This window comes from Rhizobium glycinendophyticum, from assembly GCF_006443685.1.
Classification (GTDB): domain Bacteria; phylum Pseudomonadota; class Alphaproteobacteria; order Rhizobiales; family Rhizobiaceae; genus Allorhizobium; species Allorhizobium glycinendophyticum.
In genome coordinates, this window is the sequence record NZ_VFYP01000004.1 from 46,562 (window position 1) to 72,136 (window position 25,575).

Below are 25,575 nucleotides of genomic sequence, written 5' to 3' on the forward strand. Positions count from 1 at the left end.
TTCTCCTTCTGACACGGCGTTCGCGGCCGGCCTCAAAGGACCGGCCGAAGCGGTTCAGAGCGCACCCTTTGCGGCAGCGTCCATGTAAGCTGTGGTGAAGCGAAGCTTCACATTGGCCTTGTCGCCGAGCACGGAACCATCTGGCATCTCGATGCCGATGACATCAGCCGACGGCGCACCATTGCCAAGCAGGCCCTTGTCGAACAGGAAGGTGCGGACGAGATCCATGGTCTTGGGTAGATCGGGCGAAGCGGTGAAGGTGACGGCATCAGCCGGCTTGTCGAAGAGCTTCGTCGCCGCCATCTGCGCCTCAAAGCCGGCAAGGTCCGTGCCGGAGGCCGAGCCCATGGCAGTCCGGGCCGCCTTGCCTTCGTCGGTCGCTGCCGTCATCACGGCCAGGGTGTCGTACCAGATACCGGCGAGCGCCTTGCCGAAATCAGGATTGTCCTTCAGGACGTCGGAATTGGCGACCATCAGGTCGATGATCTCGCCCGGGATCTGCGAACTGTCGAAGACCTTCTTCGCCGACCTGTCCTCGAGAATGCTGGCGACCAGCGGGTTCCAGGTGACGACGGCCGAGACTTCCGGCGTCTGATAGGCGGCAACCATATCGGCGTCGGAGGTATTGACCACCTTCACATCCCGTTCGGACGAACCGATGCTTTCGAGCGCGCGCGCCAGCAGGTAGTGGGAAACGGAGAATTCGACGAGGTTGACGTTCTGGCCCTTCACATCCTCGAGCGTGTCCTTACCCTTCAGGATCACCGCATCATTGCCGTTGGAAAAGTCACCGACGATGACGGCGGTTGTGTCGACGCCGCCGGCGGCGGGGATAGACAAGCCGTCCATATTGGTGAGCGTCACCGCATCGAAGGCACCGGCGGTGTACTGGTTCATCGATTCCACATAGTCGTTGAACTGGGTGACCTCGATATTGATGCCATACTTGTCGGCCCATTTCTTGACGATGCCATGGTCTGCCGCATAGCCCCACGGCATCCAGCCGACATAGATCGACCAGGCAACCTTGAAGTCCTTCTTCGGCGCAGCCTCTGCAGAAGTGAGGCTGGCCAGGGCCAAGGCGGCCGAAAGCGCAGTCATCGAAAGAAGCTTTGAAAACGTCTGCATGTGCATTCCCCTTTTGGCTCATCTCAAAAAGGGATCGGCATGGACCATCGCGCCGCCAATCCCTTGGCTTACGAGGTCTCCCGGGCTTTTGTCCCGCCGTGCACCCGTCGGGATGTCTCCCCGCCGGTAGCCGCTCTCGGACCAGTCGCGCTTCTCAAACGAAGCGCCGGAACCCTAGCGGCCAACTCTGATATCGCTTCATGCAAACACCGTGCCAAGGCTGAGCGAGCCCTGAATCAAAGCCCTACTCCTGTCGCGGGGCAAAAAGTGCATACATTTTTGACAAAGGCTGGTCACAAACTATGCAATCAGATGGGAGTGAGGTTTGAGAATGTGTTCGCTTAATCGATATCTAGCAGGCATTGGGCGCTCGACACCGCGACCTGAGACGCCTCCAGCCTAGCGAGATGTGACCGTTATCCATAATCGACGTCGAGCAGTTCAAAGCGCTCAATGCGGTTACGGTTTTGAGCCAGGAAATTTGACTGTATGACGAATTTGTCTTTCAGAAGTCTCTCAGGCATGCCGAGACCAGGCCCCTGGCCGATCGCATCGTTCCAGCCGACATAAAGATAAGCGCTTTGGCTAGTCGCACGGCATAAGCTATGAACGAGGTGGCGGATAGATCGTGAGGATCCAACACGCGCGGGTGCAAAGGTCGCGCATATCAGCAATAGCGGGACGGAGCGAATGATGCGTGGAGACGCGAGAATAGCAACTTCCCCGTCGGTGGCGCAAAGATAGCGGTAAACCGGGGAGCTAATGCGACGTTTCATTTGCTCAAGACTAAGACGTATTCCCGAAGCTTCGGGGGAAGCACACTGAATACATGCTTGTGCAACGCCCTCAATGTCGTTGCGGACGCTCACAAGCCGACCAGGGCGGAGAAAGCTTAAGGGAGGCGCAAGCCCGAGGCGTACCGGGAGCGATGTCGCCTCGTCCATACGAAAGTGCCGCCTGTTGAGAACGGAAGCGCCAGCGTTTGCGTAAGCGAAGATGAGCTGCGCATCTTTCTGGGCGACGATCGTTTTCATCTCTTTGTAGAGAAGACTGGCGACTTTGGTCGATCGATAGTCCGGGGAAACGAACAAATCGACCAACTCGGCAGCGGTACATTCGCGATCATTCAGCACGAATGTCTTGAACAGGCAGCCCAGTTGGCCGATTTTGGAGCCATCGGAAAATGCGGATACAACCTTCACGTCGTCGTATCCGCGCGTGTAGGTCCACGCAAATCTCTGCGCCGACAACGCTGGACCATCTTTTTGAAATGCCAACGAAGCCAGGTTCGATGTGAGTTCCGCGTTCAGCGCCAGTGGTTCTTCGACGTGTATCTTTAGAGTCATAAAAGCCGCTCTCCGCACCAGCGCTTTCGTCACCCCGGCGCTCTAGGCCACCAGGGGTCTACCCGTCCGCCAATACCAGCTTCCACGCCAGGTGACCATTTTAAGAGGCTCGGCGCTCGGCATCGCATTGCGAAGGGAGCGAACTGGCTTCACTGAATGCTAAACGGAAAATACTTTGCATTGATTTCGTCGTATTTACCGTTCGCCTTGATTTCATCCAGAGCTGTATCGAGGATCTGCAGGAGCTGGGTATCGTCCAGGCGAACGGCGATACCTGCTCCCTCCCCAAAAAACTCGTCGTTTTTGATGTCCGAACCCGTGAACTCGCAACAGGCTCCCGCTCGTGTGTTCGCCAGCCAGTCATAGATGGCGAGCTTGTCTTCTAAAATAACATCGACTGTCCCATCGGCGAGCCCTTTATAGAGGTCCGGAGATGCATGGAACACGGTGGTCTCGACACCGGAGAGAAACCGCTTGGCATACTCCTCCTGCGAGGTGGCGGCCGTTACGCCGAGCTTCAAACCGGCCAGGTCTTTAAGATCTGCCGATAGTGCCTGAACATCCTTGCGCTTAACCAGGATTGAGGGGCTATCATAATAGCGACGAGTGAATGCCACCTTTGCGCGTCTTTCTGCGCTCATCGACATTGAGGAGACGATTGCGTCATACCTCTTCTTGATGAGATCCGGGATCATTGCCGTCCACTCCTGGATCACAAACTCGCAATCCAGCTTCCCCGCGTCGCAAAGGGCCTTTGCCAGTTCAACGTCAAACCCCTGCAATTCTCGATTTGCATCGAGGAAGTTGAAAGGTGGGAAAGCGCCTTCAACCGCAATTCGTATGTTTTGCCTCTGCTGGGAAAAACTCGGAGCTTGAAATGAAAGCAAAAGCAAGACGGCCCCAGCCACAGGCAAGACCTTCTTGGAAAACAGTGTGATAGACATTGCAAGCCTCCCTCTGCTGTCACGCTTCAAGGACCGTTCATCCTTCAACCTAAGCACGTAAGTCTTAAAGAGGTCGCTCCGGAATTGGCTAAGTTTGCCTCTTCTTGAAAAGCATTTGGTAATTCGTGTCGTTCATAACGATGTAGGGCGGGAGGAGATCTGTGAGCGTACACTTGTCAATTGCGTCTTCGAACCGACCATCGCGCTGGGCAACCTACAAGATTACGCTCATCCTCCTGACATTGAGCGGTCTTGCCGTGCTTGGGCTTGTCTTTCTGGCGGCGTTTTGGGCTGCAACAGAAAGCGACGCTGTCGCACAAGAACGCCAGCGACGCCTGGTGAATGACCGCCTGCAGGCCCAGATGGATCAGGCGGCTCATGAAATCGAATTGATGTCCGTCGGCTTTTCTTCATTTTTGAACAGCGGTCCCGGGCAGAAAGCCCCGCTGGATCTTGCGCGCGCGACGTGGTCGGCAGCAACATTTGGACGAATTGCAACATCGGTGTTTCGCTATGACGCCGCTTTCGTGGTCAACGCGAATGGTGAGCTTGTTGTGCCAAGAGACGCCGACAACGACAAACGCTATCGTTGGCTTAAACCTTTGCTAATGCCTTTGCTTCGTAGGGAGACGGCCCTACCGGATTCCCTCTCCCTCTTTGTCAGGAATGGAAAACCTTCGGCAAAGATCGGGCTGATGAAGCTAGAAGGGAGACCCTCTATTGCGGGCGCAATTCCGATATCCATGGTGGAGCATAAGGACATTGCCCAACGTCCAGGGGAGAGTGGTCTCTATCTGGTCGCATTCCGGTTCCTGGATGGAGCTGCACTCCAGGAGCTGAGCAAGGAGCAAGGACTTGCGGGCGCGCGCTATTCGCGAGCATCGGATCAGGATCCAAACGAAATCGCGTTTCAGATCAACGCGACGGCGACGGATGACCCTATCGGTTTTATAATATGGGCACCTGAACTACCGGGTTCTCGAGTTGTCGGTAGGTTGATCCCGGTACTTTCTGGCTGCGGGCTGATCATCGCGGCTCTCTTCCTCGCGCTGATGTTTCGTCTGCGTTCGAGCCTGCGAAGACTCAGCGAGAGTGAGGAAACAGCCCGACATCTCTCACTTCATGACGCGCTCACGGACCTTCCCAACCGTGCCTTTTTCAATGCACGGCTTGAGGATTGTCGCCAGCAGGTTACCAGCTCTGACAAGGGGCAGGCCCTGGCGCTTCTCGATCTCGATCATTTCAAAGAAGTGAACGACACTTTCGGTCATGCTGTCGGCGATCAGCTTTTGCAAGCGGCCGTGACACGAATGAAGATAGCAATAGGCTCCTCGCATTTTCTTGCCCGCATCGGAGGCGACGAATTCGCTCTCTTGATCGAAAGAGGAACTTCAATCGAAGATGCGATAAGCCTTTGCGTCCATATTGTCGAACTGATCGGGGCTCCCTACAACTTGGGCAATAGCTCGATCGCAGTACGTATCGGATGTTCGGCGGGACTGGCCATCCTCGATGGACAGACTGTAAACATCTCGGAATGGCTGCGCAGGGCAGATGTCGCGCTATACGTTGCCAAAGGCGCGGGGAAAAACCGCGCTGTTCTCTATGATGGTGCCTTTGATGAGGGGGCAATTGAGCGAGAAAGACTAAAAGCTGATCTGAACCGGATCTTCCAGGAGCACGAGATAGTGCACGATCTGCATGGCACGCCGGGTCTTGGTCACGAGCTCGAGGAATTAGAGGTTTTCTTCCAGAGTATCCACGGTGGGGATCGAACCGAAGATCTGGCGGGTGCGGAAGCTTTGGTCAGATGGCGCCATCCTCAACGGGGCTTATTGTCGCCAGACGTTTTCATACCCCTCCTTGAAGAACTTGGGCTGATGGACAGGCTGGGTCGCTTTGTTCTCAGTCGCGCTCTTCGCGCAGCAATGACTTGGCCAGACACCATGACCATCTCGGTCAACGTCTCGCCGTCGCAACTTAAAAATCCCCATTTTGCGCAGGACGTGCTGTCCATCTTGGAGACCCATCGGCTGAACCCAGCCCGCCTTGAGCTTGAACTCACGGAAGCAGCTCTATTCAAAGCAGATAGAGCAATGAAGAAGTCACTAAAGCGCCTTCGCTCTGTGGGTGTTCGCATTGCCCTGGATGATTTCGGCACCGGTTATTCGTCTCTAAGCCACCTTGTCCAGTTCAACATTGACCGCATAAAAATCGACAAGTCATTTGTCAAACTCCTCGGCACCAAAGCGGAAGGAGCAGCAATTGTGTCCGCTGTGCTATCGTTAAGCCGTAGCCTTGGAACATCGACGACAGCCGAGGGAGTGGAGACATTCGGACAGCGCGATTTCCTACGCGTGGCAGGATGCACACACCTTCAAGGCTATCTTTATTCCAAGCCTATGACTGAGCATGATTTCCGCGCCTTCATCCGATCTTCCAACGGAAGTGAGAGACTGCGTAAGGTTTGAGCAAGTGGCAAAACCTCACCTTCAACGATCTATCAGGTAGCACCGCTACCCGCCCTACCGAATTCCGGTCCTCGCCGTAACACCAATAGCCACTTAGTTCATAGCTGCCCAAGGACTAACTTGCCAGGCCTGATCTTGACGGCTGAGCCAAAAAAGATGCGCCGAGATCTCTCCCACATCATCTTTGACTCCCGTTGACAATCTACATTCCTGCTGATTGATATGATGTCAGACCAATTTGAGACGATGATGAAGTCGACCCTTACTCCCCTCCCCCCTGCAGATCGTGGCCGACAGGTGACGGATTCGCTGGCGGACTACATCCAGCAGTCGGCGCTCGTGGCCGGAGACCGGTTGCCGGCCGAGCGAGAGTTGATGGCGGCGCTCGGCGTCGGACGCTCGACGATCCGCGAGGTCATCCGCCAGTTCCAGGCGCTCGGCGTCATGGAAACGCGCAAGGGCAGCGGCACCTATCTCTTGAAGCCAATCACTTCGGCCACGATCCATATGCCGCTCTCCGTCAACATGGGCAGCCTCAGAGATGCCCTGTTGCAGACGCTCGAGGTTCGTCGCGGCATCGAATGCGAAGCCTGCATGGCTGCCGCCCGCCGTCGCACCAAGGAAGACCTTCGCCATATCAGCGAGGCGCTGGATGAGATGGAACGGGTCCATCTGGAAAAAGGAACGGCCGGCAAGGAAGACCTCGTCTTCCACCTCGCCATCTACGACGCCACGCACAATCCGCTCTTCCGCCAGCTTCTCGAACAGATGCGCGAGGCATTCGAGAGCTTCTGGGACACGCCCTTTGACCGGCCGGACTTCGCCCGTCGGTCCTTTCCCTATCACCGCACCCTGTTCAACGCGATCGTGGCCCAGGACACCGAGGCAGCGCGGCGCGAGACCATCAAGATCCTCGACATCGTTGAGGAAGACATCAAGGAAATGTCCAAATGATCAACGGCTCTGATCCGTTCGAGCTCGCCTCTCTCATCGTTGCCCATGACGAGACCAATGCGTTCGAGGCAGTCGTGCCGCCGATCGTGCAGACCTCGCTCTTCACGTTCGAGACCTACGACGAAATGGTCGCCACCTATCGTGGCGAGCGCAATCGTCCCGTCTATTCGCGCGGCCTTAATCCGACGGTCCGCCATTTTGAAGAAATGCTGGCCAAGCTCGAAGGCGGCGAGGATGCACTTGGTTTCGGCAGCGGGATGGCTGCGATCTCCTCCACGGTCATCACCTTTGTCGAACCTGGCGATCGTATCGTCGCGGTCCGCCATCTCTATCCCGATGCCTTCCGTCTGTTCGGCACGCTGTTGAAGCGGATGAAGGTCGACGTGACCTATGTCGACGGCACCGATCTCGATGCGGTGGACGCGGCCATGGCCGGCGCCAAGCTGCTTTATCTGGAAAGCCCGACCAGCTGGATCATGGAGCCGCACGACGTGGCTGCCCTTGCGGCCATCGCCAGGAAACACGGCGCGGTCAGCGTGATCGACAACAGCTGGGCAAGCCCGATCTTCCAGCAGCCTCTGGCACTCGGAGTCGATATCGTCCTGCATTCGGCCTCGAAATATCTCGGCGGCCACAGCGATGTCGTCGCTGGCGTCGTCACCGGATCGAAGACGCTGATCGATCGCATCCGCGGCGAGGCCTCGCCTTATCTCGGCGGCAAGATGTCGCCATTCGATGCCTGGCTTTTGATCCGGGGGTTGCGCACGCTTCCGATGCGTATGAAGGCGCATGAGGCCTCGGCTCTCGACATTGCTCGGCGGCTGAAGGCGCTCGACGTGGTCGAGCAAGTCAACCATCCAGGGCTCGCCAACCAATTGCCCCCGGGCCTTTCCGGCACATCTGGCCTCTTCTCCTTCGTCTTCCGCGGAGGTGTCGATATCAGGGTCTTCTGCGACAAGCTGCAGCTTTTCAAGCTCGGCGTCAGCTGGGGTGGCCACGAAAGTCTCGTGGTGCCGGGCGAGGTCGTGCTGCAGCAGAAAGCCCAACCGAATTCCGCGCATGCCTTCGGCATGAACCCGCGGTCCGTGCGCCTCCATGTCGGCCTCGAGGGAACCGAGGTCTTGTGGAGGGATCTGGAGACGGCCATCGCCGCCGCCAAACAGCCCTGAGCCCTGTCGAACCAATCCAAAAAACAGTGGAGGAACTGTATAATGAAAACCCTTTTGACAGCAGCCTTGATGAGCGCCCTGATGGCGGGGACGGCCCTGGCCGACACCACGCTCAAGCTCGTGGAAGTGATCACGAGCCCCGAACGCACCGAAACCCTGAAGTCGATCGTCTCGAAATTCGAGACGGAAAACCCCGGCACCAAGGTCGAGATCATCTCGTTGCCCTGGGGCGAGGCCTTCCAGAAATTCGCCACCATGGTCTCGGCCGGCGAAATTCCCGACGTCATGGAAATGCCCGATACCTGGCTGTCGCTCTATGCCAACAATGGCATCGTCGAGAACCTCGAGCCCTATCTGAAGACCTGGGACCAGACGGCTGATCTTTCCGACCGCGCGCTCGAGCTCGGCCGCGACGTCAAGGACACGGCCTATATGCTGCCTTACGGCTTCTATCTCCGGGCCATGTTCTACAACAAGAAGCTGCTCGCCGAAGCCGGCGTCTCCGAACCGCCGAAGACGATGGAAGACTTCGCTGAAGCCTCCAAGAAGGTTTCGGCTCTGCCCGGCAAATATGGCTACTGCCTGCGTGGCGGCCCGGGCGGCCTGAACGGCTGGGTCATGTTCGGCGCCTCTATGGCCGGCTCGAACGCCTTCTTCACCGAAGACGGCACCTCGACCTTCAACTCCGAAGGCTGGGTCAAGGGCCTCACCTGGCTGATCGACCTCTACAAGAACGGTTACGCCCCGAAAGATTCGGTCAACTGGGGCTTCAACGAGATCGTTGCCGGCTTCTACAGCGGCACCTGCGCCTTCCTCGACCAGGATCCGGATGCCCTCATCGCGATTGCCGAACACATGGGCGAAGACGACTATGGCGTCATGACCATGCCGAAGGGTCCCGACGGCAAGACCTTCCCGACCATTGGTTACGCCGGCTGGTCGATGATGTCGGCCAGTGCCAACAAGGATTTGTCCTGGAAGCTGATCGCAACGCTTGAAGGCAAGGAAGGCAATATTGCGTGGAACAAGCGAACCGGTGCGCTTCCCGCACTCAAGTCCGCCGAGAACGACCCTTTCTATGCGAGCCCGCAGTTCAAGGGCTGGTTTGAGGAACTTTCCGACAAGGATGCCGTCCCGACCGTGATGCCGACGCATCTGGAAGAGTTTGCCTTCTTCAAGGATTCGCTCGTGATCAAGACCTCGCAGCAGGCGCTGCTCGGCGACATCACCCCGCAGGAACTGGCCGACCAGTGGGCGGAGTACCTGACCAAGGCTCAGCAGAAGCACCTGGCCAAGAAGTGAGCTGAACGACCGGGCGGAGCCTCGGCGCTTCGCCCGGTCGGTCAAGCACAAACAGATGAAAGCCTGAACGATGACATCGACCCTTCACCGGGGTGATCGGCGCACGCTCATCAAGCGCATGGCCGATGCGTCGGATCCTTATCTCTACAGTGCCCCGGCGCTGATCCTGATCGTTGCGGTCATGCTGGTGCCGCTGGTGCTCGGCATTTCCTATGCCTTCCGCGATATCCAGCTTCTCAATCCCTTTTCCGGCGGCTTCATCGGTCTCGACCATTTCCGCGCCCTCGGCAAGGATGCCGATTTTTACCGGGCGCTGAAGAACACGCTCTGGTGGACCGGCGCATCCGTTTTGCTGCAATTCACATTCGGCCTGATCCTCGCCCTGCTGCTCGACAAGCCATTTTACGGCCGAGGCCTTGCCCAGGCACTGGTCTTCCTGCCCTGGGCCGTACCGAGTTTCCTCGCGGGCCTCAACTGGGCCTGGCTGTTCAATCCCGTCATAGGCCCCCTGCCCCACTGGCTTTTCGCCATGGGTATCCTGAGCGAACCGAACAACATCCTGTCCGACCCAAACCTCGCCATGTGGGGACCGATCGTTGCCAATGTCTGGTGGGGTATTCCCTTCTTCGCCATCACGCTGCTTGCAGCACTCCAGGCCATTCCACGTGATCTCTATGAAGCAGCCTCCATCGATGGCGCCGGCCCAGTCCAGCGCTTCTGGTCGATCACGCTGCCATTCCTCGCCCCGACCATTGCAATCACCGTTCTGCTGCGCACCGTCTGGATCTCCAACTTCGCTGACCTCATCATCGTCATGACCAATGGCGGCCCCGCAGACCGCACCCAGATCGTCGCCTCCTACATCTTCACCCAGGCCTTCAAGCGGCTGGATTTCGGCTATGCCTCGGCGATTGCGCTGGTGCTGCTCGTCCTGCTGCTCGCCTATTCCATGCTGATCGTGCTGCTTCGGCAGACGCTGTTGAACAAGGATTGAGCGCATGAGGCCCTCCCGCATCGCCCTGACCGCCGCGCACCGACTGGCGATCCTCGCCTACATCGTCGTCGCCCTCTTCCCGCTCTACTGGCTGCTGAAAGTCGCGGTCACACCCAACGACCTCCTCTACAGCGAAGGTGTGCGGATGTGGCCCTCGCGCACGACCTTCGAGCATTTCAGTTACGTGATTTCACACAGCGCTTTCCCGACCTTCTTCAAGAACAGCCTTGTCGTTGCCGGGTCTACCGCCTTCGTCGTCACGATCATCGCCTCGCTCTCCGGTTACGCTCTGTCCCGCTTCAATTTCCGCGCCAAATACTGGATCGTGGCGCTGATGCTTTTGACCCAGATGTTTCCGCTGGTCATGCTGGTAGCGCCGATCTTCAAGATCCTTTCGCCGCTTGGCCTGACGAACAGCCTGACCGGCCTCGTCGTCGTCTATTCCGCCTTCAACGTGCCCTTCGCCACCTTCCTGATGCAGTCCTTCTTCGACGGCATCCCGAAGGATCTCGAGGAGGCGGCGATGATCGACGGGGCAACCCAGTTCGTCGCATTCCGGCAGATCATCCTGCCGCTGACGCTGCCCGGCATCGCCGCGACGCTCGGCTTCGTCTTTACCGCCGCCTGGTCGGAGCTGCTCTTCGCCCTGATGCTGATTTCGGGCAATGACGCCGCCACCTTCCCAGTCGGCCTGTTGTCTTTCGTGTCGAAATTCTCGGTCAATTTCGGGCAGATGATGGCGGCCGGCGTGCTGGCCCTCATCCCGGCCTGCCTCTTCTTCCTCCTCATCCAGCGCTATCTCGTGCAGGGCCTGACGGCCGGCGCGGTCAAAGGCTGAAAGGTATCAACCCCATGGCTTCCATCGATATCTCCGCCATCCGCAAGAGCTACGGCCATTTCCCGGTGCTGCATGGCGTCAACCTCACCATTCGCGACGGCGAGTTTATTGTCCTGGTCGGCCCCTCCGGCTGCGGCAAGTCGACCCTTTTGCGCATGATTGCCGGCCTCGAAGACGTGACATCGGGCGAGATATCCATCGAGGGCAGACGGGTGAACGACCTGCCGCCAAAGGATCGCGACATTGCCATGGTCTTCCAATCCTATGCGCTCTATCCGCATATGACGGTCGCCGACAACATGAGCTACAGCCTGAGGCTCAGGAAGACGAAAAAGGAGAGGATCGGGGAGATCGTCGCCGGCGCCTCTTCCAAGCTCGGCCTCGACGCGCTTTTGCAACGCCGCCCCAAGGCTCTTTCCGGCGGCCAGCGCCAGCGCGTCGCCATGGGCCGCGCGATCGTCCGCCAGCCCAAGGCCTTCCTTTTTGACGAGCCGTTGTCCAACCTGGACGCGCGCCTACGCGAACAGATGCGGGCGGAGATCAAGAAGCTGCACAAGGAGCTGGGCGCGACTTCGATCTACGTCACCCACGACCAGATCGAGGCCATGACACTTGCCGACCGGATCGTTGCCATGCATGGCGGCGTGGTTCAGCAGGTTGGTGCACCACTCGACCTTTACGACCGTCCAGCCAATCTCTTTGTCGCAGGCTTTATCGGCTCGCCGGGGATGAACTTCCTTGAAGGCACCTATGTGGTGGAGAAGGAAAGCACCTCCGTCCGCTTTGCCAATGGAACAGCCGTTTCAGTCGAGCCGCGCAATACCCTTGCAAACCAGAGCAAGGTGACGCTCGGCATTCGTCCCGAACATGTCGTGATTTCGCCGACCGGTGCCATTGAAGCCGGCGTGGAACTGGTCGAGCCGACGGGCTTCGGCATCATCCTGCATCTCTCTGTTCATGGCCTGCCATTCAAGATTTTTACCCTCGATCGGAGCGTGCTGAACGTCAGCACGACGATCCGCGTCGATTTTCCAAAGGAGCGGCTTCACCTCTTTGACAGCGAGGGGCGAAGGGTCGACTGACGGTCGCCACGGCGCTCAAAGATTTTCCTTGAGCAGGATCTCGATGCGGATCTTCTCCTGGGCGGCGAGCGGTTCGCGGGCGTCCGAGCGCGCACGCATGATGCGAATTGCGCTGCGCACCGCATGGCCCGGATCCTGGGCAATCACGGCATCGATCAGGTCGTCGCGCAGCGCCTGTTCGGTAAAGGGCGTTCGCTCATGCACGACCACGGCGATACCTCCCAATTCCACGTTTTCGGCCGCAGCAAGCATCGGCGTGCGCGCCTCCGCACTCAGCACATAGATCCCTGAAACGTCGCGATTGCCGGCGAGCACGCGGGCCACCACCTGACGCGTGCGCGCCTCATCGGCATGGGTTTCAATCGACGGCAGACAGCTCAGATGCGGGAAGGAACGGTTGATCACTTGATCGAAACCCAGACGACGCTGAATGCTGTCGAGCGACTGCATCGTCTCTGCAATGACCATGACCTTTCCCGGCTGGGGTCCCGCAAGCATCCCCATCAACTTGCCTGCGGTCTGACCGGCCGCAAAGTTGTCGACGCCGACAAAGTCGGCCTCGGGCAGCTTCTCTTGGCCGGACAGGAATTGAACCACCTTGATGTTGCGCTGAAGAAGTCGGGCCATGGCGTCGCGCACCTGGGGCGATTCAGGCGCCATCACGGCAACGCCGTCGACCGTCTCCTTGTCGAGGCCCGATAGAAGTTTTGCGAGCCCATGCGCATCATCGGTCTTGATCTGGCGGCATGAGATCTCGGTCAAGTCGCCCTTGAGCGCACGCGTCAATTCCTCCACGTGGCGCAGCAATTCCCTGAGGTAAAGGTCACCACTGTCCGGGAGCAGGAAGAGGAAGCGGTAGACCTTATTCCGCGCAAGGCTGACGGCGGCAGGATTGCGAACGAAGCCGATCCGCTCGATCGCGTCATTCACCAGCCGGGCAGCCTTCGGGCTGACGTTCGGCCGATCGTTCAAGACACGATCGACGGTTGCGAGGCTGACACCTGCTGCCTCGGCCAGATCTTTCGCGGTGGGACGCATGAAGGCTTCCTGATCATTTCAGTCTTACAGACCTTTCCTTCAAAACGAGGTAAAACGCAAGAATTGATGTGCGCACCTCAAAAACTGCTTGCATTGAGGTGCGCACATCAATTAGCCTCCATCTCGGTTCGGGAGATGTGTTAACGTATCCCGTTCCGCTGGAGGAGGCCGGCCAGGGATGAGGGTCCGGAGCCGGCATGGAGCCCGTCAGGGCGTTTCGCCATCCGTTGGAGACCGGACGGCGCTGGGAGGATGACATGATGAAATCGCTTTGCGTGAAAGGCCTGCTTGCTGCCGGAACGATCGCCTGTTCGATGGGGCTCGGCACGATGATGGCTCATGCCGATGACAAGGAACTGACGCTCTGCTGGGCCGCCTGGGATCCGGCAAACGCGCTGGTCGAACTGAGCAAGGACTTTGAGGCTTCGTCCGGCATCAAGATGAAATTCGAATTCGTGCCGTGGCCGAACTTCGCCGACCGCATGCTCAATGAACTCAATTCAGGCGGCAAGCTTTGCGACCTGATGATCGGCGACAGCCAGTGGATCGGCGGCGCGGCCGAGAACGGCTGGTATGTGAAGCTCAACGACTTCTTCGACAAGGAAGGCATCACGATGGATGCCTTCGTACCGGCGACCGTCACGGGCTATTCGGAATGGCCGAAGAACACCCCGAACTACTGGTCTCTTCCGGCTTTCGGCGACGTTGTCGGCTGGACCTACCGCAAGGACTGGTTCGAACGCCCGGAAATCCAGACCGCCTTCAAGGAAAAGTACGGTCGCGACCTGACGCCGCCGGCGACCTTCGACGAGTTGAAGCAGGTTGCCGAATTCTTCCAGGGCCGCGAGATCGACGGCAAGACCGTCTACGGCGCCTCGATCTATACCGAGCGCGGCTCGGAAGGCATCACCATGGGCGTGATGGACGTGCTCTACAGCTACGGCTTCAAGTACGACAACCCGGACAAACCCTACGAGATGGAAGGCTTCGTCAATTCGGAGGGCGCCGTGAAGGGCCTCGAATTCTACAAGGCGCTCTATGATTGCTGCGTCGCTCCGGGCACCTCCAACACCTATATGGGCGAAGGCATCGACGCCTATAAGTCGGGCCAGGTCGCCCTGCAGATGAACTTCGCCTTCACCTGGCCGGGCTTCGAGGCGGATCCGAATGTCGGCGGCGGCAAGACCGGCTACCTCGTCAATCCCGCAGGCCCCGGCGGCGAAAAGTTCGCCCAGCTCGGCGGTCAAGGTATTTCAGTCGTCGCCAATACCGACAACATGGACGGCGCACTGGCCTACATCAAATGGTTTGCCCAGAAGGATGTACAGGACAAGTGGTGGTCGAAGGGCGGCTTCTCCTGCCTTCGCGCCGTGGTCGAAGACCCGAACTTCGCCAAAAGCCAGCCCTATGCGCAAACCTTCCTCGACAGCATGGCGATCGTGAAGGACTTCTGGGCCGAGCCGTCCTATGCGACGCTCCTCCAGGCCTCGCAGAAGCGGTTCCACGACTATGTCGTCGCTGGCAATGGCACCGCGAAGGAAGCGCTGGACGGCCTGATTTCCGACTGGACGGAAACCTTCGAGGACGAAGGCAAGCTCTGACACGCGAAGTGCAAGGCTCCCGGACCTGGAGTTTGGAGGCCATTCCCTCAATCGCTCTCCCGGCAAGTCCGGGAGAGCCCCCAAAGCCAGCCTCGCCGCCGGCACATATCGTTGACAACATATGCCGGCACAACCCGAACCCTGCCTCGTTGCCTTAAGGCAAGGCACAGTGTGCGGCTGCCCTTTAAAAACGCCACACGGATCCGGACGATGACCGATACCCCTGCAGACCGCCTCGCCCGCGCGACGCCACAACCGGTTGCGAAACGCATCCGTGGATTGAGCGACCGAGCCATTGCCTGGATCTTTGTTGCCCCGACGATCTTCCTGCTGCTCTCGGTCAACATTTTCCCGTTGATCTGGACGATCCGGCTGTCGTTTACGAACTTCGCCGCGAACAAGCCCAACGCCGAGGTCAAATGGGTCGGCTTGCGCAACTATGAGCGCATCCTGACTGACGCGGATACCTGGGCGAACATGCAGACGACTGCCCATTTCCTCATCTGGACGATCATCTTTCAGGTGCTGATCGGCTTCACCCTGGCATGGCTGATCAACCGCAAGTTCAAGGGCAACGATCTGGTGACGACGCTGATCGTCATCCCGATGATGCTCTCGCCCGCCGTCGTCGGCAATTTCTGGACCTTCCTCTATCAGCCGCAGATCGGCCTGGTGAACTATGCCGTCGAATTCCTGACCGGCATTCCCGCCGACAGCTTCTCGATGCTCGGCCCGGGCGGCTGGGCACGCTGGGCGATCGTCATCGTCGACACCTGGATGTGGACGCCCTTCGTCATGCTAATCTGCCTGGCCGGCCTGCGCTCCATTCCCGACTACATCTATGAGGCAGCGGAAGTCGACCGCGCATCGAAGTGGCGGCAGTTCTGGACGATCACGCTCCCGATGGCGCTGCCGTTCCTGATGCTCGCGGTCCTTTTTCGCGGCATCGAGAACTTCCGCATGTTCGACCTCGTGGTCCTTCTGACCGGCGGCGGGCCGGGGGACGAAACGCTGCTCGCCTCGATCGACCTCAAGCGTGAGGCCTTTGAAAAATGGCGCACCGGCTATTCCAGTGCCTACGCGATCGTCCTCTTCGTCACGGTCTTCGGTCTCGCCTCCATCTATGTGAAGGCCCTGAACAAGGTGAAAGAACGATGAGCGCCCATTCCGTCACCGAACCGTCGACCGCCTCCAAGTGGTTGGCCGGCATCCTCGTCGGACTTTACGCGGTGATCACGCTGATCCCGCTGCTGTGGATCATTTCGACGAGCTTCAAATCCGGCCCGGACTCGATCAGCTATCCGCCGAAGGTCGTCTTTCAGCCGACACTCGAAGGCTATGTCAACCTCTTCACGACGCAGTCGCGCCCCTCGGCGGCAGACCTCGCCAAGCTGCCGCCACCGACCACCTGGTATGACAAGATCACCCGCGAAAGAGGCATGATCATCTCGGGTCCGTCGCGCTTTGGGCAACGCTTCCTGAACTCGGTCATCATAGGCTTCGGCTCGACATTCTTGTCGATCTTCCTCGGAACGCTCGCCGCATATGCTTTCAGCCGCTTCAGGGTGCCGCTCAAGGACGACCTCCTGTTCTTCATCCTCTCGACCCGCATGATGCCGCCGATCGCGGTTGCCATCCCGATCTACCTGATGTTCCGCCAGCTCGGTCTCTCGGACACCCATCTCGGCATGATCCTGCTTTATACGGCGGTCAACCTGTCGCTGTCGGTCTGGCTGCTCAAGGGCTTCATCGACGAAATCCCGCGCGAATATGAGGAGGCGGCACTCATCGACGGCTACACCCGCTTCCAGGCGTTCTACAAAGTGGTGCTGCCGCAGGCGGCAACGGGCATCGCCTCGACCGCGATCTTCTGCCTGATCTTTGCCTGGAACGAATATGCCTTCGCGGTCCTGCTGACGAGCGGCAATGCCCAGACGGCGCCGCCCTTCATCCCGACCATCCTGTCTGTCGGCGGCGGCATCGACTGGCCGGCCGTGGCGGCGGCTGCGACCCTGTTCCTCTTGCCCGTCGTCATCTTCACCGTGCTGTTGCGCAAGCATCTGCTGCGCGGCATCACCTTCGGAGCCGTGCGCAAATGATGAACTTTCTTGCCCGCCTCAGCCGGTTCCGCCGGTCCGAATGGGAGCTGCTCGCTTCGGCGTTCATTGCACTTGGTGTTGTCATGCTGATGCAGCCATTGTCGCTGACGCTCTTTACCCTCTCCTTTCCGGTGACGCTGATCGGAACCGTCATGTTCATCGTCGTCAGTCATTTTCCGGAGTAAGTGATGGCTCAGATTCGCGTTCAAAACCTGCGCAAGGACTTCGGAGCCTTCAATGCGGTGAAGTCCTCCACCTTCACCGTCGAGGACGGTGAGTTCTTCATGCTGCTTGGGCCCTCCGGCTGCGGCAAGACGACGACGCTGCGCATGATGGCAGGCCTCGAACTGCCGACAAGTGGCGAGATCTATATCGGCGGCGAAGAGGTGGGCATGAAGCGCGCAAGCGAGCGCGACATTGCCTTCGTCTTCCAGATGTTTGCGCTCTATCCGCACATGAACGTGCGAAAGAACATCTCCTATCCGCTGGTCAGCCAGGGCTTCTCCCGCTCCGACGTCGAGCGTCGCGTGGCGGAGGTTGCCCGCATCCTGCAGATCGAGTCCATTCTCGACAAACCGGTCGGCGGTCTCTCAGGCGGCGACCGCCAGCGTGTCGCCCTTGGCCGTGCGATCGTACGCGAGCCCAAGGCCTTCTTCATGGACGAGCCGCTCGGCGCGCTCGATGCGGAGTTCCGTGAGCACATGGCAGAGGAGTTGCGCGCGCTGCATGACCGCATGGGCGCGACCACCGTCTACGTCACCCACGACCAGCTGGAAGCCATGCAGATGGGCGACAAGATCGTCGTCATGAACCATGGCGTCATTGAGCAGTTCGGAAAACCGCAGCAGATCTACGACTGGCCGGCGACCAAGTTCGTGGCAAAGTTCATCGGCTCGCCGCCCATGTCCTTCCTGGAATTCGACGGCGCCATCGACGAGGGGGGCAATGTGGTGACGATCGGCGGAACCCGCATCGAAGTTCCGATGTCCCGCGAAGGCCGCAAGGGGGCGTTGACCCTAGGTGTCAGGCCGGAACATGTCCGCCTCTCGGATGCTGCAGGTCTTCGCGGACGGGTGGCCGCCGTGGAATATCTCGGGACCACGCAGATCGTCACGATCGAAACCGCCCACGGAGAGATCAAGGCGCGGACGGCATCGAGCCATGCCATACGGGCGGATGCCGCAGTCGGGCTTGAATTCGATCGCCGCTCCCTCACCCTGTTCGACGCGAAGAGCGGGCGGGCCCTCGTGTCCGAAGCCAATGAAGGAGTCCTCACCCGTGGCTGAAGTCGTCATCTCCAGCATAGGCAAATCGTTTGGCGCAGCCCATGCGCTCGACGACGTGACGATGACCGTCCCAGACGGCTCCTTCGTCGTGCTCCTCGGCCCGACCGGCGCCGGAAAAACTACGCTGTTGCGCCTGGTTTCCGGCCTCGAAACACAGGACAGCGGCGACATCCGGATTGGTGGTCAGTCGATGACCGGGCTGACACCCGCACAGCGCAATGTCGCGATGGTCTTTCAGCAATATTCCCTCTACCCGCATATGACGGTGCGGCAGAATCTCGAATTTCCGCTGCAATCACCATTGCTCCGCACGCCGCAGGCGGTGATCGATCAGAAGGTGAAAGCCATTGCCGATGTCCTGCAGATCGCTCACAAGCTCGACAACAGGGCAACTGCCCTTTCGGGTGGCGAGATGCAGCGCGTGTCGATCGGCCGGGCGCTGGTCCGCAATCCGCAGATCTATCTCATGGATGAGCCTCTGAGCTCGCTCGACGCGAAACTTCGTGCTGATCTTCGCGTTGAACTGAAGAACATCCAGGCCCGGTCCGCGGCCACTTTCCTCTATGTGACCCATGACCAGATCGAGGCGATGACCATGGCGACCCATGTCGGCGTGCTCAAGGAAGGGCGCCTGGTGCAGTTCGGATCCCCGCGCGAGATCTACGAAGCCCCGGTCAGCATCTATGCCGCGACCCGTCTCGGCCAGCCGCGCATCAACGTCCTGCCCGCACATCTCTTCCCCGGAACACCCGCCAGAGCCCATTCAATCGGGCTTCGGCCCGAGCACATTCGCCAGGGAGAAGGCCAGGAAGCGAAGGTAATCCGGGTCGAGCATCTTGGTGATCAGACGCGCCTTCATCTGATCGTCGGGGACCACCCGATCATCACCGTCACCGATGCCCATACCGCCCTCAAGGGCGGCGACACCATCAAAATCCAGCCGCACGAGCCGCTTTATTTCGACGCGGCCGGACAGCGTCTCGTCTAAGGGAGGGTCTCATGTCTCAATTCCTCAACAGCAGGGAAAATGCCGTCACCGAAGCGATCGACGGCGTGCTCATGGCCTCGGCAGGAGCCTTGAGCCGTCTCGACGGCTATCCCCATATCCGCGTTGTGGTGCGATCCGACTGGGACAAATCGAAGGTGGCGATCGTCTCGGGCGGCGGATCGGGCCATGAGCCGGCCCATGCCGGCTTCGTCGGACGCGGCATGCTGACGGCTGCCGTCTGTGGCGATGTCTTCGCCTCGCCGAGCGTCGATGCGATCCTCGCCGCCATCCTTGCGGTGACCGGCCCGCTGGGCTGCCTGCTAATCGTCAAGAATTACACGGGCGACCGCCTGAACTTTGGCCTCGCGGCCGAGCGTGCCCGTGCCTTCGGGCTCAATGTCGGCATGGTGATCGTCGACGACGACATCGCCCTTCCCGATCTGCCGCAGTCGCGCGGCGTCGCAGGCACGCTTTTCGTGCACAAGATCGCCGGTGCGATGGCGGAAAACGGCGCAAGCCTCGATGCCGTCATCGACACCGCCCGGCGGGTCATCGCCAATACCCGCTCGATCGGCATCTCGCTCGACACCTGCACCGTGCCGGGCTCCCCGAAGGAAGCCCGCATCCCGCCCGGCCGCGCCGAACTCGGTCTTGGCATTCATGGCGAAGCCGGTGTCGAGCAGATCGACTATGACGGCGTCCGGGGCGCCGTGGCCGCCATGACGGAAAAACTTGCCGCTGGCATGGAGGATAAGCCGCATGTCGTTCTCTTGAACAACTTGGGCGGCACTTCCGTCCTGGAAATGGCCGTCGTCGTCAACGAACTGGTGCAGTCCCCGATCGGCGCGCGCATCGCCCATATCGTCGGACCGGCACCGATGATGACCTCGCTCGACATGCACGGCTTTTCGATTTCGGTCATGCCGGCGGAAAAGGCCGATCTCGACCTGCTGGCCAAGCCCGTCGGGCTCGCAGCCTGGCCGGGCGTCTCGGCCATCCGACCGGTCAACATCATCGCTCTGCCCGATGGCCTGACCCCGATTGCGCCGCTCGCCTCCGAGCATTTGCCGACCCGCCAATTCCTCACCGAATGCTGCAAGCTCCTGATCGAGGCTGAAAAGGACCTGAACGCGCTCGACGCCAAATCCGGCGACGGCGACACCGGCTCGACCTTGGCAAGTGCCGCACGCGCCCTGATCGAAGCCCTTGACCGCCTGCCTTTGGCCGATCACACACAACTCCTGCGCGCCATGGGGCAGGAGCTTAGTCAGACCATGGGCGGTTCGTCAGGTGTCTTGCTCGCCATCTTCTTTGCTGCGGCGGGCGATGGAGCCTCAAGCGGGCTCGGAATGCGCGATGCACTGAACGCTGGCCTTACCCGCATGCAGGAAATCGGCGGCGCAAAACTCGGCGACCGCACGATGATCGATGCACTCTCGCCTGCACTTGACGCCTACGACAAGGGTTTCGCGGCAGCGGCAAGCGCTGCCCGCGCCGGCGCTGACCTCACCGCTACCTACGTCAAGGCTCGAGCCGGGCGGGCAGCATATATCAATGCCCAACAGCTTGAAGGACACGTCGATCCAGGTGCAGAGGCAGTCGCGCGTCTCTTCGAGTTCCTCGCGCGCCGCCATGGCGGATCGCAGGGAAAAGCCGCAGAGTGATGCAGTGCGACACGGCACAACCTGAAACCGGAAACGATTGAAGGGCTCGCTGATTGCTCGCGCCGCCTGCTCGAGGGTGGAGCTGACGCCCCCGGTAGCGCTTCTGCGATCGCCTACGAGGCGGCGATGCTTCTTTACGACGACGTATTTGGCTCGCATCCGGTCGTCAGCCAAGAGTTCCGTGCGATGCAACATGTGATCGACCACATCAATTCCAATCTGCAGCAGCCGCTGCCGGTCGAAAAGCTGGCGGAGGTATCAGGCCTCAGCCGTGCCCATTTCTCCCGCGTCTTTGCTGCCAGCGAAGGCATGCCACCGGCAGAGTTCGTCCTGCAAAAGCGCTTGCAAAGGGCGACCAAACTCTTAACCAGAGAGGTTCAGATGTCCGTCAAGGAAGTGTCGATCCTGTCCGGTTTCGAAGATCCCAATTACTTCGCCAAGGTGTTCAGGCGCCATTTCGGTGCAAGCCCCACGGAGTTCCGCACGACCGGAATGTATTCGAGTGTCGCGGCGAAGAGCTGACCGCCGGGCTTTACGTTCCGAACGCGCCGTCGGCCTCAGTTCCCCGCAGTCTGCAGATCATGTGCCCGCATCGCATGCGTCCGGATGGTTCCCAGCACGCTTTCCGCATGGGCCTTGAGCGCGCCGGCCTCGCCGTCTTTCGCATAGGCCTCGATCAACGCGATCGCATTTTCATGAGCCGTGATCTGGGTCGAGAAATAGGCCTGGTCGAAGTCGGCCTCGGCTGCGCCCTTCAGCGCATCCAGCTGCTGACGGTGCTCGTCGCTCATTTTGGGTGTAAGGGCGACATTGTCGGCCTTTGCCGCTTCGATAAGGCCGGCTGAGGCCTTTTCATGATCGCGCAGCATCTGATTGGCGAAATCGATCGCCTTCGGGTCCTTGCCGCGCTCGATCACGAGACGGGCAATCATCGGCCGCTGCCCATTGGACAGACGGGCGGCAAAATTTGCGAGCACCCCGGTATAGGGATTGGAAAGCGCCTGACCCGCGCCGAAGACATTGAAGAGCCTCAGGGCCACCGCCTCGACGCCGTAGGCTTCGGCAAAGATCAGGCACTGGCGTTCCTGCGAATATTTTGTGAGAGCATAGATCGAGGAGAGGTCGACCGGCTTTTCTTCATCCGTCGGCACGGGCACGAGCGGCTGGCCATCGGCAGATTTCAGGTCCCATTGACCGGCCTTCACATGCTCGGCGCGGCGACGGACGAGACCGAGGCTTTGCCCATCGGCAGCCTCATACCGACCCTCGCCATAGACGCTCATCGAGGAGGCAACGACGAGTTTCTTGATCGGCTTCCCGATCATCGCCTCAAGCAGGACAGCCGTGCCCAGATCATTGGCGCCGACATAGCGGGCGATTTCGTACATCGACTGGCCGACACCGACTTCGGCAGCCAGATGCACCACGCCATCTACGCCGTCGAGCGCTTCTTCTATGACCTCCCGGTCACGCACATCGCCGCGCAGAACCTCGACTTCATCTGGTAACACCGCTTCCGTATCGCCATGCACCTGCTCGAGAGCGCGTCGAGAACACGCACGTCATAGCCATTTTCGAGAAGTTCTTCCGTCACGTGACGGCCGATGAAACCGCGGCCGCCAGTCACTAAAATTCTTGTCATGGTAACCCTCTGAAACACGGAAAACAGGTGTGGTATCAGAGGGCCGAACCGGAGCAGGGAACGAAGGTTCCTGCTGCTGCTGCATCTTTTTCATCAATGTCATCATCAATGACTTCATCATTGACTTAATGCCGGGGGGGAACCGGACACCTTGGTGCGTGTTGGGCGGCTGTTCACCCAAGGGATTTTTATGACACGCGAGGGACGCAGTGCGACACACGACGGCCCCAGCGAGGTCTCGAGCGTCATTGACCAGAACATGGAAGCGCTAATCCAACGTCAGCGCGAAAACGAGAAAGACCGGTCATTTCAGGAAAAAGTCGCCGGTGGGATCACCCGTTTTGCCGGCAGCATGGTCTTCGTCTACCTTCATCTCGCCTTTTTCGGGACTTGGATCACCGTCAATCTTGGACTGGTTCCGATCATGTCGCCTTTCGACCCCACATTGGTGATCCTGGCAATGGTCGCTTCCGTCGAGGCAATCTTCATTTCAACCTTCGTCCTGATCAGCCAGAACCGGATGGCGGCAGAAAGCGAGAAACGCGCAGAGCTTGCCCTGCAGATCTCGCTGCTGAACGAGCATGAAACGACGCGCATCATCACCATGCTTTCGGCCATCGCCGAAAAGCTCAATGTCGGTACAGAGGTCCATCCGGAGGAACTTGCGGAACTGAAGCAGGATGTGTCGCCCGAAGTTGTGCTTGCGGAGATCGAGCGGCGAAAGCCGGATTAGGTTGAGAGCTTCTTCTTCATCTTCTTTGACTCCCAAGGGAACAGACCCGGAGATCGGCGGTTCGAGCCCTCGATCCCGGCCGATGTTCTGGAGGACAAACATGGACACGACGAACCACCGCCGCAGCGAGGAACTCGTTTCGGCAGGTCCCGCCGCCGGCGAACTTGCCATAGAGCGCAGCACATTGCGTGCACCTGATGCAAACGAGGTGCGCGTGCGGCTGGAAGGCTGCGGCGTCTGCGCATCCAACCTCACGCCCTGGTCCGGCCCCGACTGGATGACGTTCCCCACGGAACCCGGTGGTCTCGGCCACGAAGGCTGGGGGCGCGTCGATGCCGTTGGAAGCGACGTCGATTCATTCAACGTGGGCGACCGCGTCGCGATGCTCAGCTACCACGCCTATGCCAGCCACGATTTTGCGCCCGCCGATATGGTGGTGGCACTGCCGAAGGCTCTCGACGGTCAGCCGTTTCCGGGAGAACCCCTCGGCTGTGCGATGAACATCTTTCGCCGCTCGGAGATCAAGGCAGGTCAGACAGTGGCGATTGTCGGCATCGGCTTTCTCGGCGCCCTTCTAACCCAGCTCGCCACCAAAGCCGGCGCCCGCGTCATCGCCATTTCCCGGCGACCGGATTCGCTTGAAATCGCAAAAGCGATGGGGGCGGAAGTCACCATTGCGATGGACGACCACTGGCGGATCATCGAGGAGGTGCGAGGCCTGACCAAGGATAAGTTCTGCGACTGCGTGATCGAGGCGGTGGGCAAACAATGGCCGCTCGACCTCGCCGGCGAACTGACCAAGGAGCGCGGGCGGCTGGTCATTGCAGGCTATCACCAGGATGGCCCACGCCAGGTCAATATGCAGATGTGGAACTGGCGCGGGCTCGACGTCATCAATGCCCATGAGCGCGATCCTGCTGTCTACATTGACGGCATTCGGGAAGCGGTTGCCGCAGTGACCGATGGACGGCTCGACCCGACACCGCTCTATACGCACCGGTATCCGCTGGAGAAACTCGACGAAGCTCTGAACGACACCCGTGACAGGCCCGATCACTTCCACAAAGCCCTGGTGGTCTACCCATGAGCGGCCTTGCAGAGACCCGGGCCCTTGCCGAAAACCCCGCCAAGACTGGTAGCAAGGCGAGTAGCGTGACAAAACGCTTGCGGATCGGCTTCCTTGGAGTCGGATGGATCGGCCGGCATCGTATGGAAGCCATGCTTGCGACAGGGCTTGCCGACGCGGTCGCCATCGCCGATCCGTCAGCAGAGATGCTTGACGCTGCTCTCGCTGTTGCCCCCGAGGCGCAACAGGCGCATGACCTCGACAACCTGCTGACCCATGATCTTGACGGCCTGGTGATCGCCACGCCAAGCGCTGCCCATGCAGCCCAATCCATTGAAGCCCTGAAGAGAGGCGTGCCCGTCTTTTGCCAGAAGCCGCTCGGCCCAAGTGCAGCAGAGGTCGAGGCTGTGGTTGAGGCCGCCCGCCAGAATGATCTTCTGCTCGGAGTGGACCTCTCCTACCGCCAGACCGATGGGATGCAACGCATCAAGGCGCTGCTCGACGAGCAGGCATTGGGCGAGACCTTCGCCGCCGATCTCGTGTTCCACAACGCCTATGGTCCCGACAAGCCGTGGTTCTATGACAGATCCCTGTCCGGTGGCGGTTGCGTCATCGATCTCGGTGTCCATCTGGTAGATTTGGCACTCTGGTCTTTGGGTTTTCCCGAGGTCGATGAGGTCTCGTCGACCTTGCTGTCCAAGGGCCGCCCCGTCGGGCCTGATAGCGACGAGGTGGAAGATTATGCTGTCGCTAACCTGACCCTCAAAGGTGGCGCGGTTGTCCGGATTGCCTGCTCCTGGCGGCTCCAGGCCGGCACAGAGGCCATCATTCAGGCAAGCTTCTACGGCACGCAGGGTGGTGCCAGCCTGCAGAATGTCGACGGTTCCTTCTACAAGCTGACAGCCGACCGGTTCCTTGGCACGTCCACGGAAAGCCTTGCCGGTCTCCAAGAGGACTGGGGTGGCTTTGCCGCAGCCGCCTGGATCAGGCAACTTGCACAAGACCCGGGCTTTGATCCGGATTGCGAGCACCTCGTCCAGAGTGCAAAGGTCCTCGACAGGATCTATGGCAGATAGATCTCTCATCTCGTTACAGTTTGCCATCTCAATGCCACCTGTCGGCGCAAATCCGGCAGGTCAGCGCCTATAGGTGCGAGCCATGTCACAGACATCTGACGTGGCTGCGGGATTGGAGCCTTTAGGCCACGAGATCGTGGGTGCCTAAGCGTGC

General features: G+C 59.7%; 21 protein-coding genes, 2 pseudogenes and 1 riboswitch. Of the genes and pseudogenes, 18 read left to right on the forward strand and 5 right to left on the reverse strand.

Going from position 1 to position 25,575, the window contains the following annotated elements:
- Positions 1 to 54 precede the first annotated feature (54 nt).
- From FJQ55_RS19320 to FJQ55_RS19330, 3 genes are all read right to left on the reverse strand, one after another.
- Complete coding sequence (locus tag FJQ55_RS19320) at positions 55 to 1,128, reverse strand: putative urea ABC transporter substrate-binding protein (RefSeq protein ID WP_140831032.1); 1,074 nt, start codon at positions 1,126 to 1,128, stop codon at positions 55 to 57.
- A 75-nt stretch (positions 1,129 to 1,203) separates the two neighbouring features.
- A riboswitch (guanidine-I (ykkC/yxkD leader) is annotated at positions 1,204 to 1,317 on the reverse strand.
- A 227-nt stretch (positions 1,318 to 1,544) separates the two neighbouring features.
- Positions 1,545 to 2,507, reverse strand: a complete 963-nt coding sequence (locus FJQ55_RS19325; RefSeq protein ID WP_140831034.1) for a GNAT family N-acetyltransferase — start codon at positions 2,505 to 2,507, stop codon at positions 1,545 to 1,547.
- A 116-nt stretch (positions 2,508 to 2,623) separates the two neighbouring features.
- The gene (locus FJQ55_RS19330) at positions 2,624 to 3,418 is read right to left on the reverse strand and encodes a transporter substrate-binding domain-containing protein (protein ID WP_140831037.1); all 795 of its coding nucleotides are present in this window, start codon (positions 3,416 to 3,418) and stop codon (positions 2,624 to 2,626) included.
- Between the two features lie 161 nt (positions 3,419 to 3,579).
- On the opposite strand from FJQ55_RS19330, the gene FJQ55_RS19335 reads away from it, so the two are divergent.
- The 7 genes from FJQ55_RS19335 (at position 3,580) to FJQ55_RS19365 (ending at position 12,228) form a co-directional block, all read left to right on the forward strand.
- On the forward strand, positions 3,580 to 5,889 hold the full coding sequence (locus FJQ55_RS19335) for a bifunctional diguanylate cyclase/phosphodiesterase (protein WP_140831039.1): 2,310 nt from the start codon (positions 3,580 to 3,582) through the stop codon (positions 5,887 to 5,889).
- Positions 5,890 to 6,138: 249 nt separating this feature from the next.
- The gene (locus tag FJQ55_RS19340; RefSeq protein WP_425467560.1) at positions 6,139 to 6,843 is read left to right on the forward strand and encodes a FadR/GntR family transcriptional regulator; all 705 of its coding nucleotides are present in this window, start codon (positions 6,139 to 6,141) and stop codon (positions 6,841 to 6,843) included.
- On the forward strand, positions 6,840 to 8,012 hold the full coding sequence (locus FJQ55_RS19345) for a PLP-dependent transferase (protein WP_140831043.1): 1,173 nt from the start codon (positions 6,840 to 6,842) through the stop codon (positions 8,010 to 8,012). Before FJQ55_RS19340 ends, FJQ55_RS19345 begins: the two co-directional genes overlap by 4 nt.
- A gap of 42 nt (positions 8,013 to 8,054) precedes the next feature.
- Positions 8,055 to 9,314 (forward strand): ABC transporter substrate-binding protein, encoded by a 1,260-nt coding sequence (locus tag FJQ55_RS19350; RefSeq protein ID WP_140831045.1) that lies wholly within the window; start codon positions 8,055 to 8,057, stop codon positions 9,312 to 9,314.
- Between the two features lie 70 nt (positions 9,315 to 9,384).
- Positions 9,385 to 10,308 carry a carbohydrate ABC transporter permease gene (locus tag FJQ55_RS19355; protein WP_140831047.1) on the forward strand — a complete coding sequence of 308 codons (924 nt, stop codon included), beginning with the start codon at positions 9,385 to 9,387 and terminating at the stop codon, positions 10,306 to 10,308.
- A 4-nt stretch (positions 10,309 to 10,312) separates the two neighbouring features.
- Entirely contained in the window at positions 10,313 to 11,146 is an 834-nt protein-coding gene (locus tag FJQ55_RS19360) for a carbohydrate ABC transporter permease (protein ID WP_140831049.1), read from the forward strand.
- Between the two features lie 14 nt (positions 11,147 to 11,160).
- On the forward strand, positions 11,161 to 12,228 hold the full coding sequence (locus tag FJQ55_RS19365; protein ID WP_140831051.1) for an ABC transporter ATP-binding protein: 1,068 nt from the start codon (positions 11,161 to 11,163) through the stop codon (positions 12,226 to 12,228).
- 15 nt (positions 12,229 to 12,243) lie between these two features.
- Here the strand turns inward: FJQ55_RS19365 and FJQ55_RS19370 are convergent, their stop codons facing one another.
- Entirely contained in the window at positions 12,244 to 13,266 is a 1,023-nt protein-coding gene (locus tag FJQ55_RS19370; protein ID WP_140831053.1) for a LacI family DNA-binding transcriptional regulator, read from the reverse strand.
- Between the two features lie 314 nt (positions 13,267 to 13,580).
- Here FJQ55_RS19370 and FJQ55_RS19375 point away from each other — a divergent pair, with 314 nt between their 5' ends.
- From FJQ55_RS19375 to FJQ55_RS19410, 8 genes and pseudogenes are all read left to right on the forward strand, one after another.
- The gene (locus FJQ55_RS19375; protein WP_246085216.1) at positions 13,581 to 14,867 is read left to right on the forward strand and encodes an ABC transporter substrate-binding protein; all 1,287 of its coding nucleotides are present in this window, start codon (positions 13,581 to 13,583) and stop codon (positions 14,865 to 14,867) included.
- 210 nt (positions 14,868 to 15,077) lie between these two features.
- Positions 15,078 to 16,025, forward strand: a complete 948-nt coding sequence (locus FJQ55_RS19380) for a carbohydrate ABC transporter permease (protein ID WP_140831058.1) — start codon at positions 15,078 to 15,080, stop codon at positions 16,023 to 16,025.
- Complete coding sequence (locus tag FJQ55_RS19385) at positions 16,022 to 16,966, forward strand: carbohydrate ABC transporter permease (RefSeq protein WP_140831060.1); 945 nt, start codon at positions 16,022 to 16,024, stop codon at positions 16,964 to 16,966. Before FJQ55_RS19380 ends, FJQ55_RS19385 begins: the two co-directional genes overlap by 4 nt.
- The gene (locus FJQ55_RS19390) at positions 16,963 to 17,151 is read left to right on the forward strand and encodes a hypothetical protein (RefSeq protein ID WP_140831062.1); all 189 of its coding nucleotides are present in this window, start codon (positions 16,963 to 16,965) and stop codon (positions 17,149 to 17,151) included. Before FJQ55_RS19385 ends, FJQ55_RS19390 begins: the two co-directional genes overlap by 4 nt.
- Before the next feature lie 3 nt (positions 17,152 to 17,154).
- Complete coding sequence (locus FJQ55_RS19395; protein WP_140831064.1) at positions 17,155 to 18,252, forward strand: ABC transporter ATP-binding protein; 1,098 nt, start codon at positions 17,155 to 17,157, stop codon at positions 18,250 to 18,252.
- Positions 18,245 to 19,240 carry an ABC transporter ATP-binding protein gene (locus tag FJQ55_RS19400; RefSeq protein WP_140831066.1) on the forward strand — a complete coding sequence of 332 codons (996 nt, stop codon included), beginning with the start codon at positions 18,245 to 18,247 and terminating at the stop codon, positions 19,238 to 19,240. The genes FJQ55_RS19395 and FJQ55_RS19400 overlap by 8 nt, the downstream gene beginning before the upstream one ends.
- 11 nt (positions 19,241 to 19,251) lie before the next feature.
- Complete coding sequence (locus tag FJQ55_RS19405) at positions 19,252 to 20,904, forward strand: dihydroxyacetone kinase subunit DhaK (protein ID WP_140831068.1); 1,653 nt, start codon at positions 19,252 to 19,254, stop codon at positions 20,902 to 20,904.
- 21 nt (positions 20,905 to 20,925) lie between these two features.
- A pseudogene (locus tag FJQ55_RS19410) lies at positions 20,926 to 21,426 on the forward strand (helix-turn-helix domain-containing protein); the annotation flags it as partial.
- 35 nt (positions 21,427 to 21,461) lie between these two features.
- Here FJQ55_RS19410 and FJQ55_RS23915 read toward each other — a convergent pair.
- Positions 21,462 to 22,546: pseudogene (locus tag FJQ55_RS23915) on the reverse strand (NAD-dependent epimerase/dehydratase family protein).
- Between the two features lie 190 nt (positions 22,547 to 22,736).
- Between FJQ55_RS23915 and FJQ55_RS19425 the strand changes: the two are divergent.
- The 3 genes from FJQ55_RS19425 to FJQ55_RS19435 all read left to right on the forward strand — a co-directional run bounded on the left by FJQ55_RS19425 (position 22,737) and on the right by FJQ55_RS19435 (position 25,421).
- Positions 22,737 to 23,279: a DUF1003 domain-containing protein gene (locus FJQ55_RS19425; protein ID WP_140831074.1), complete on the forward strand. Its 543-nt coding sequence runs from the start codon at positions 22,737 to 22,739 to the stop codon at positions 23,277 to 23,279.
- A gap of 100 nt (positions 23,280 to 23,379) precedes the next feature.
- A complete protein-coding gene (locus FJQ55_RS19430) occupies positions 23,380 to 24,366 on the forward strand; it encodes an MDR/zinc-dependent alcohol dehydrogenase-like family protein (RefSeq protein ID WP_140831076.1) in 987 nt (328 codons plus the stop codon).
- Positions 24,367 to 24,431: 65 nt separating this feature from the next.
- Positions 24,432 to 25,421 carry a Gfo/Idh/MocA family protein gene (locus FJQ55_RS19435; protein ID WP_281285511.1) on the forward strand — a complete coding sequence of 330 codons (990 nt, stop codon included), beginning with the start codon at positions 24,432 to 24,434 and terminating at the stop codon, positions 25,419 to 25,421.
- Positions 25,422 to 25,575: the final 154 nt, after the last annotated feature.

Excerpts from the sequence above, each read along its gene's own strand:
- FJQ55_RS19320 (WP_140831032.1), bottom strand. The coding sequence starts at position 1,128 with ATGCAGACGTTTTCAAAGCTTCTTTCGATGACTGCGCTTTCGGCCGCC.
- FJQ55_RS19330 (WP_140831037.1), bottom strand. The coding sequence starts at position 3,418 with ATGTCTATCACACTGTTTTCCAAGAAGGTCTTGCCTGTGGCTGGGGCC.
- FJQ55_RS19340 (WP_425467560.1), top strand. The coding sequence starts at position 6,139 with ATGAAGTCGACCCTTACTCCCCTCCCCCCTGCAGATCGTGGCCGACAG.
- FJQ55_RS19345 (WP_140831043.1), top strand. The coding sequence starts at position 6,840 with ATGATCAACGGCTCTGATCCGTTCGAGCTCGCCTCTCTCATCGTTGCC.
- FJQ55_RS19350 (WP_140831045.1), top strand. The coding sequence starts at position 8,055 with ATGAAAACCCTTTTGACAGCAGCCTTGATGAGCGCCCTGATGGCGGGG.
- FJQ55_RS19355 (WP_140831047.1), top strand. The coding sequence starts at position 9,385 with ATGACATCGACCCTTCACCGGGGTGATCGGCGCACGCTCATCAAGCGC.
- FJQ55_RS19360 (WP_140831049.1), top strand. The coding sequence starts at position 10,313 with ATGAGGCCCTCCCGCATCGCCCTGACCGCCGCGCACCGACTGGCGATC.
- FJQ55_RS19365 (WP_140831051.1), top strand. The coding sequence starts at position 11,161 with ATGGCTTCCATCGATATCTCCGCCATCCGCAAGAGCTACGGCCATTTC.
- FJQ55_RS19370 (WP_140831053.1), bottom strand. The coding sequence starts at position 13,266 with ATGCGTCCCACCGCGAAAGATCTGGCCGAGGCAGCAGGTGTCAGCCTC.
- FJQ55_RS19375 (WP_246085216.1), top strand. The coding sequence starts at position 13,581 with ATGGGGCTCGGCACGATGATGGCTCATGCCGATGACAAGGAACTGACG.
- FJQ55_RS19380 (WP_140831058.1), top strand. The coding sequence starts at position 15,078 with ATGACCGATACCCCTGCAGACCGCCTCGCCCGCGCGACGCCACAACCG.
- FJQ55_RS19385 (WP_140831060.1), top strand. The coding sequence starts at position 16,022 with ATGAGCGCCCATTCCGTCACCGAACCGTCGACCGCCTCCAAGTGGTTG.
- FJQ55_RS19390 (WP_140831062.1), top strand. The coding sequence starts at position 16,963 with ATGATGAACTTTCTTGCCCGCCTCAGCCGGTTCCGCCGGTCCGAATGG.
- FJQ55_RS19395 (WP_140831064.1), top strand. The coding sequence starts at position 17,155 with ATGGCTCAGATTCGCGTTCAAAACCTGCGCAAGGACTTCGGAGCCTTC.
- FJQ55_RS19405 (WP_140831068.1), top strand. The coding sequence starts at position 19,252 with ATGTCTCAATTCCTCAACAGCAGGGAAAATGCCGTCACCGAAGCGATC.
- FJQ55_RS19425 (WP_140831074.1), top strand. The coding sequence starts at position 22,737 with ATGACACGCGAGGGACGCAGTGCGACACACGACGGCCCCAGCGAGGTC.
- FJQ55_RS19430 (WP_140831076.1), top strand. The coding sequence starts at position 23,380 with ATGGACACGACGAACCACCGCCGCAGCGAGGAACTCGTTTCGGCAGGT.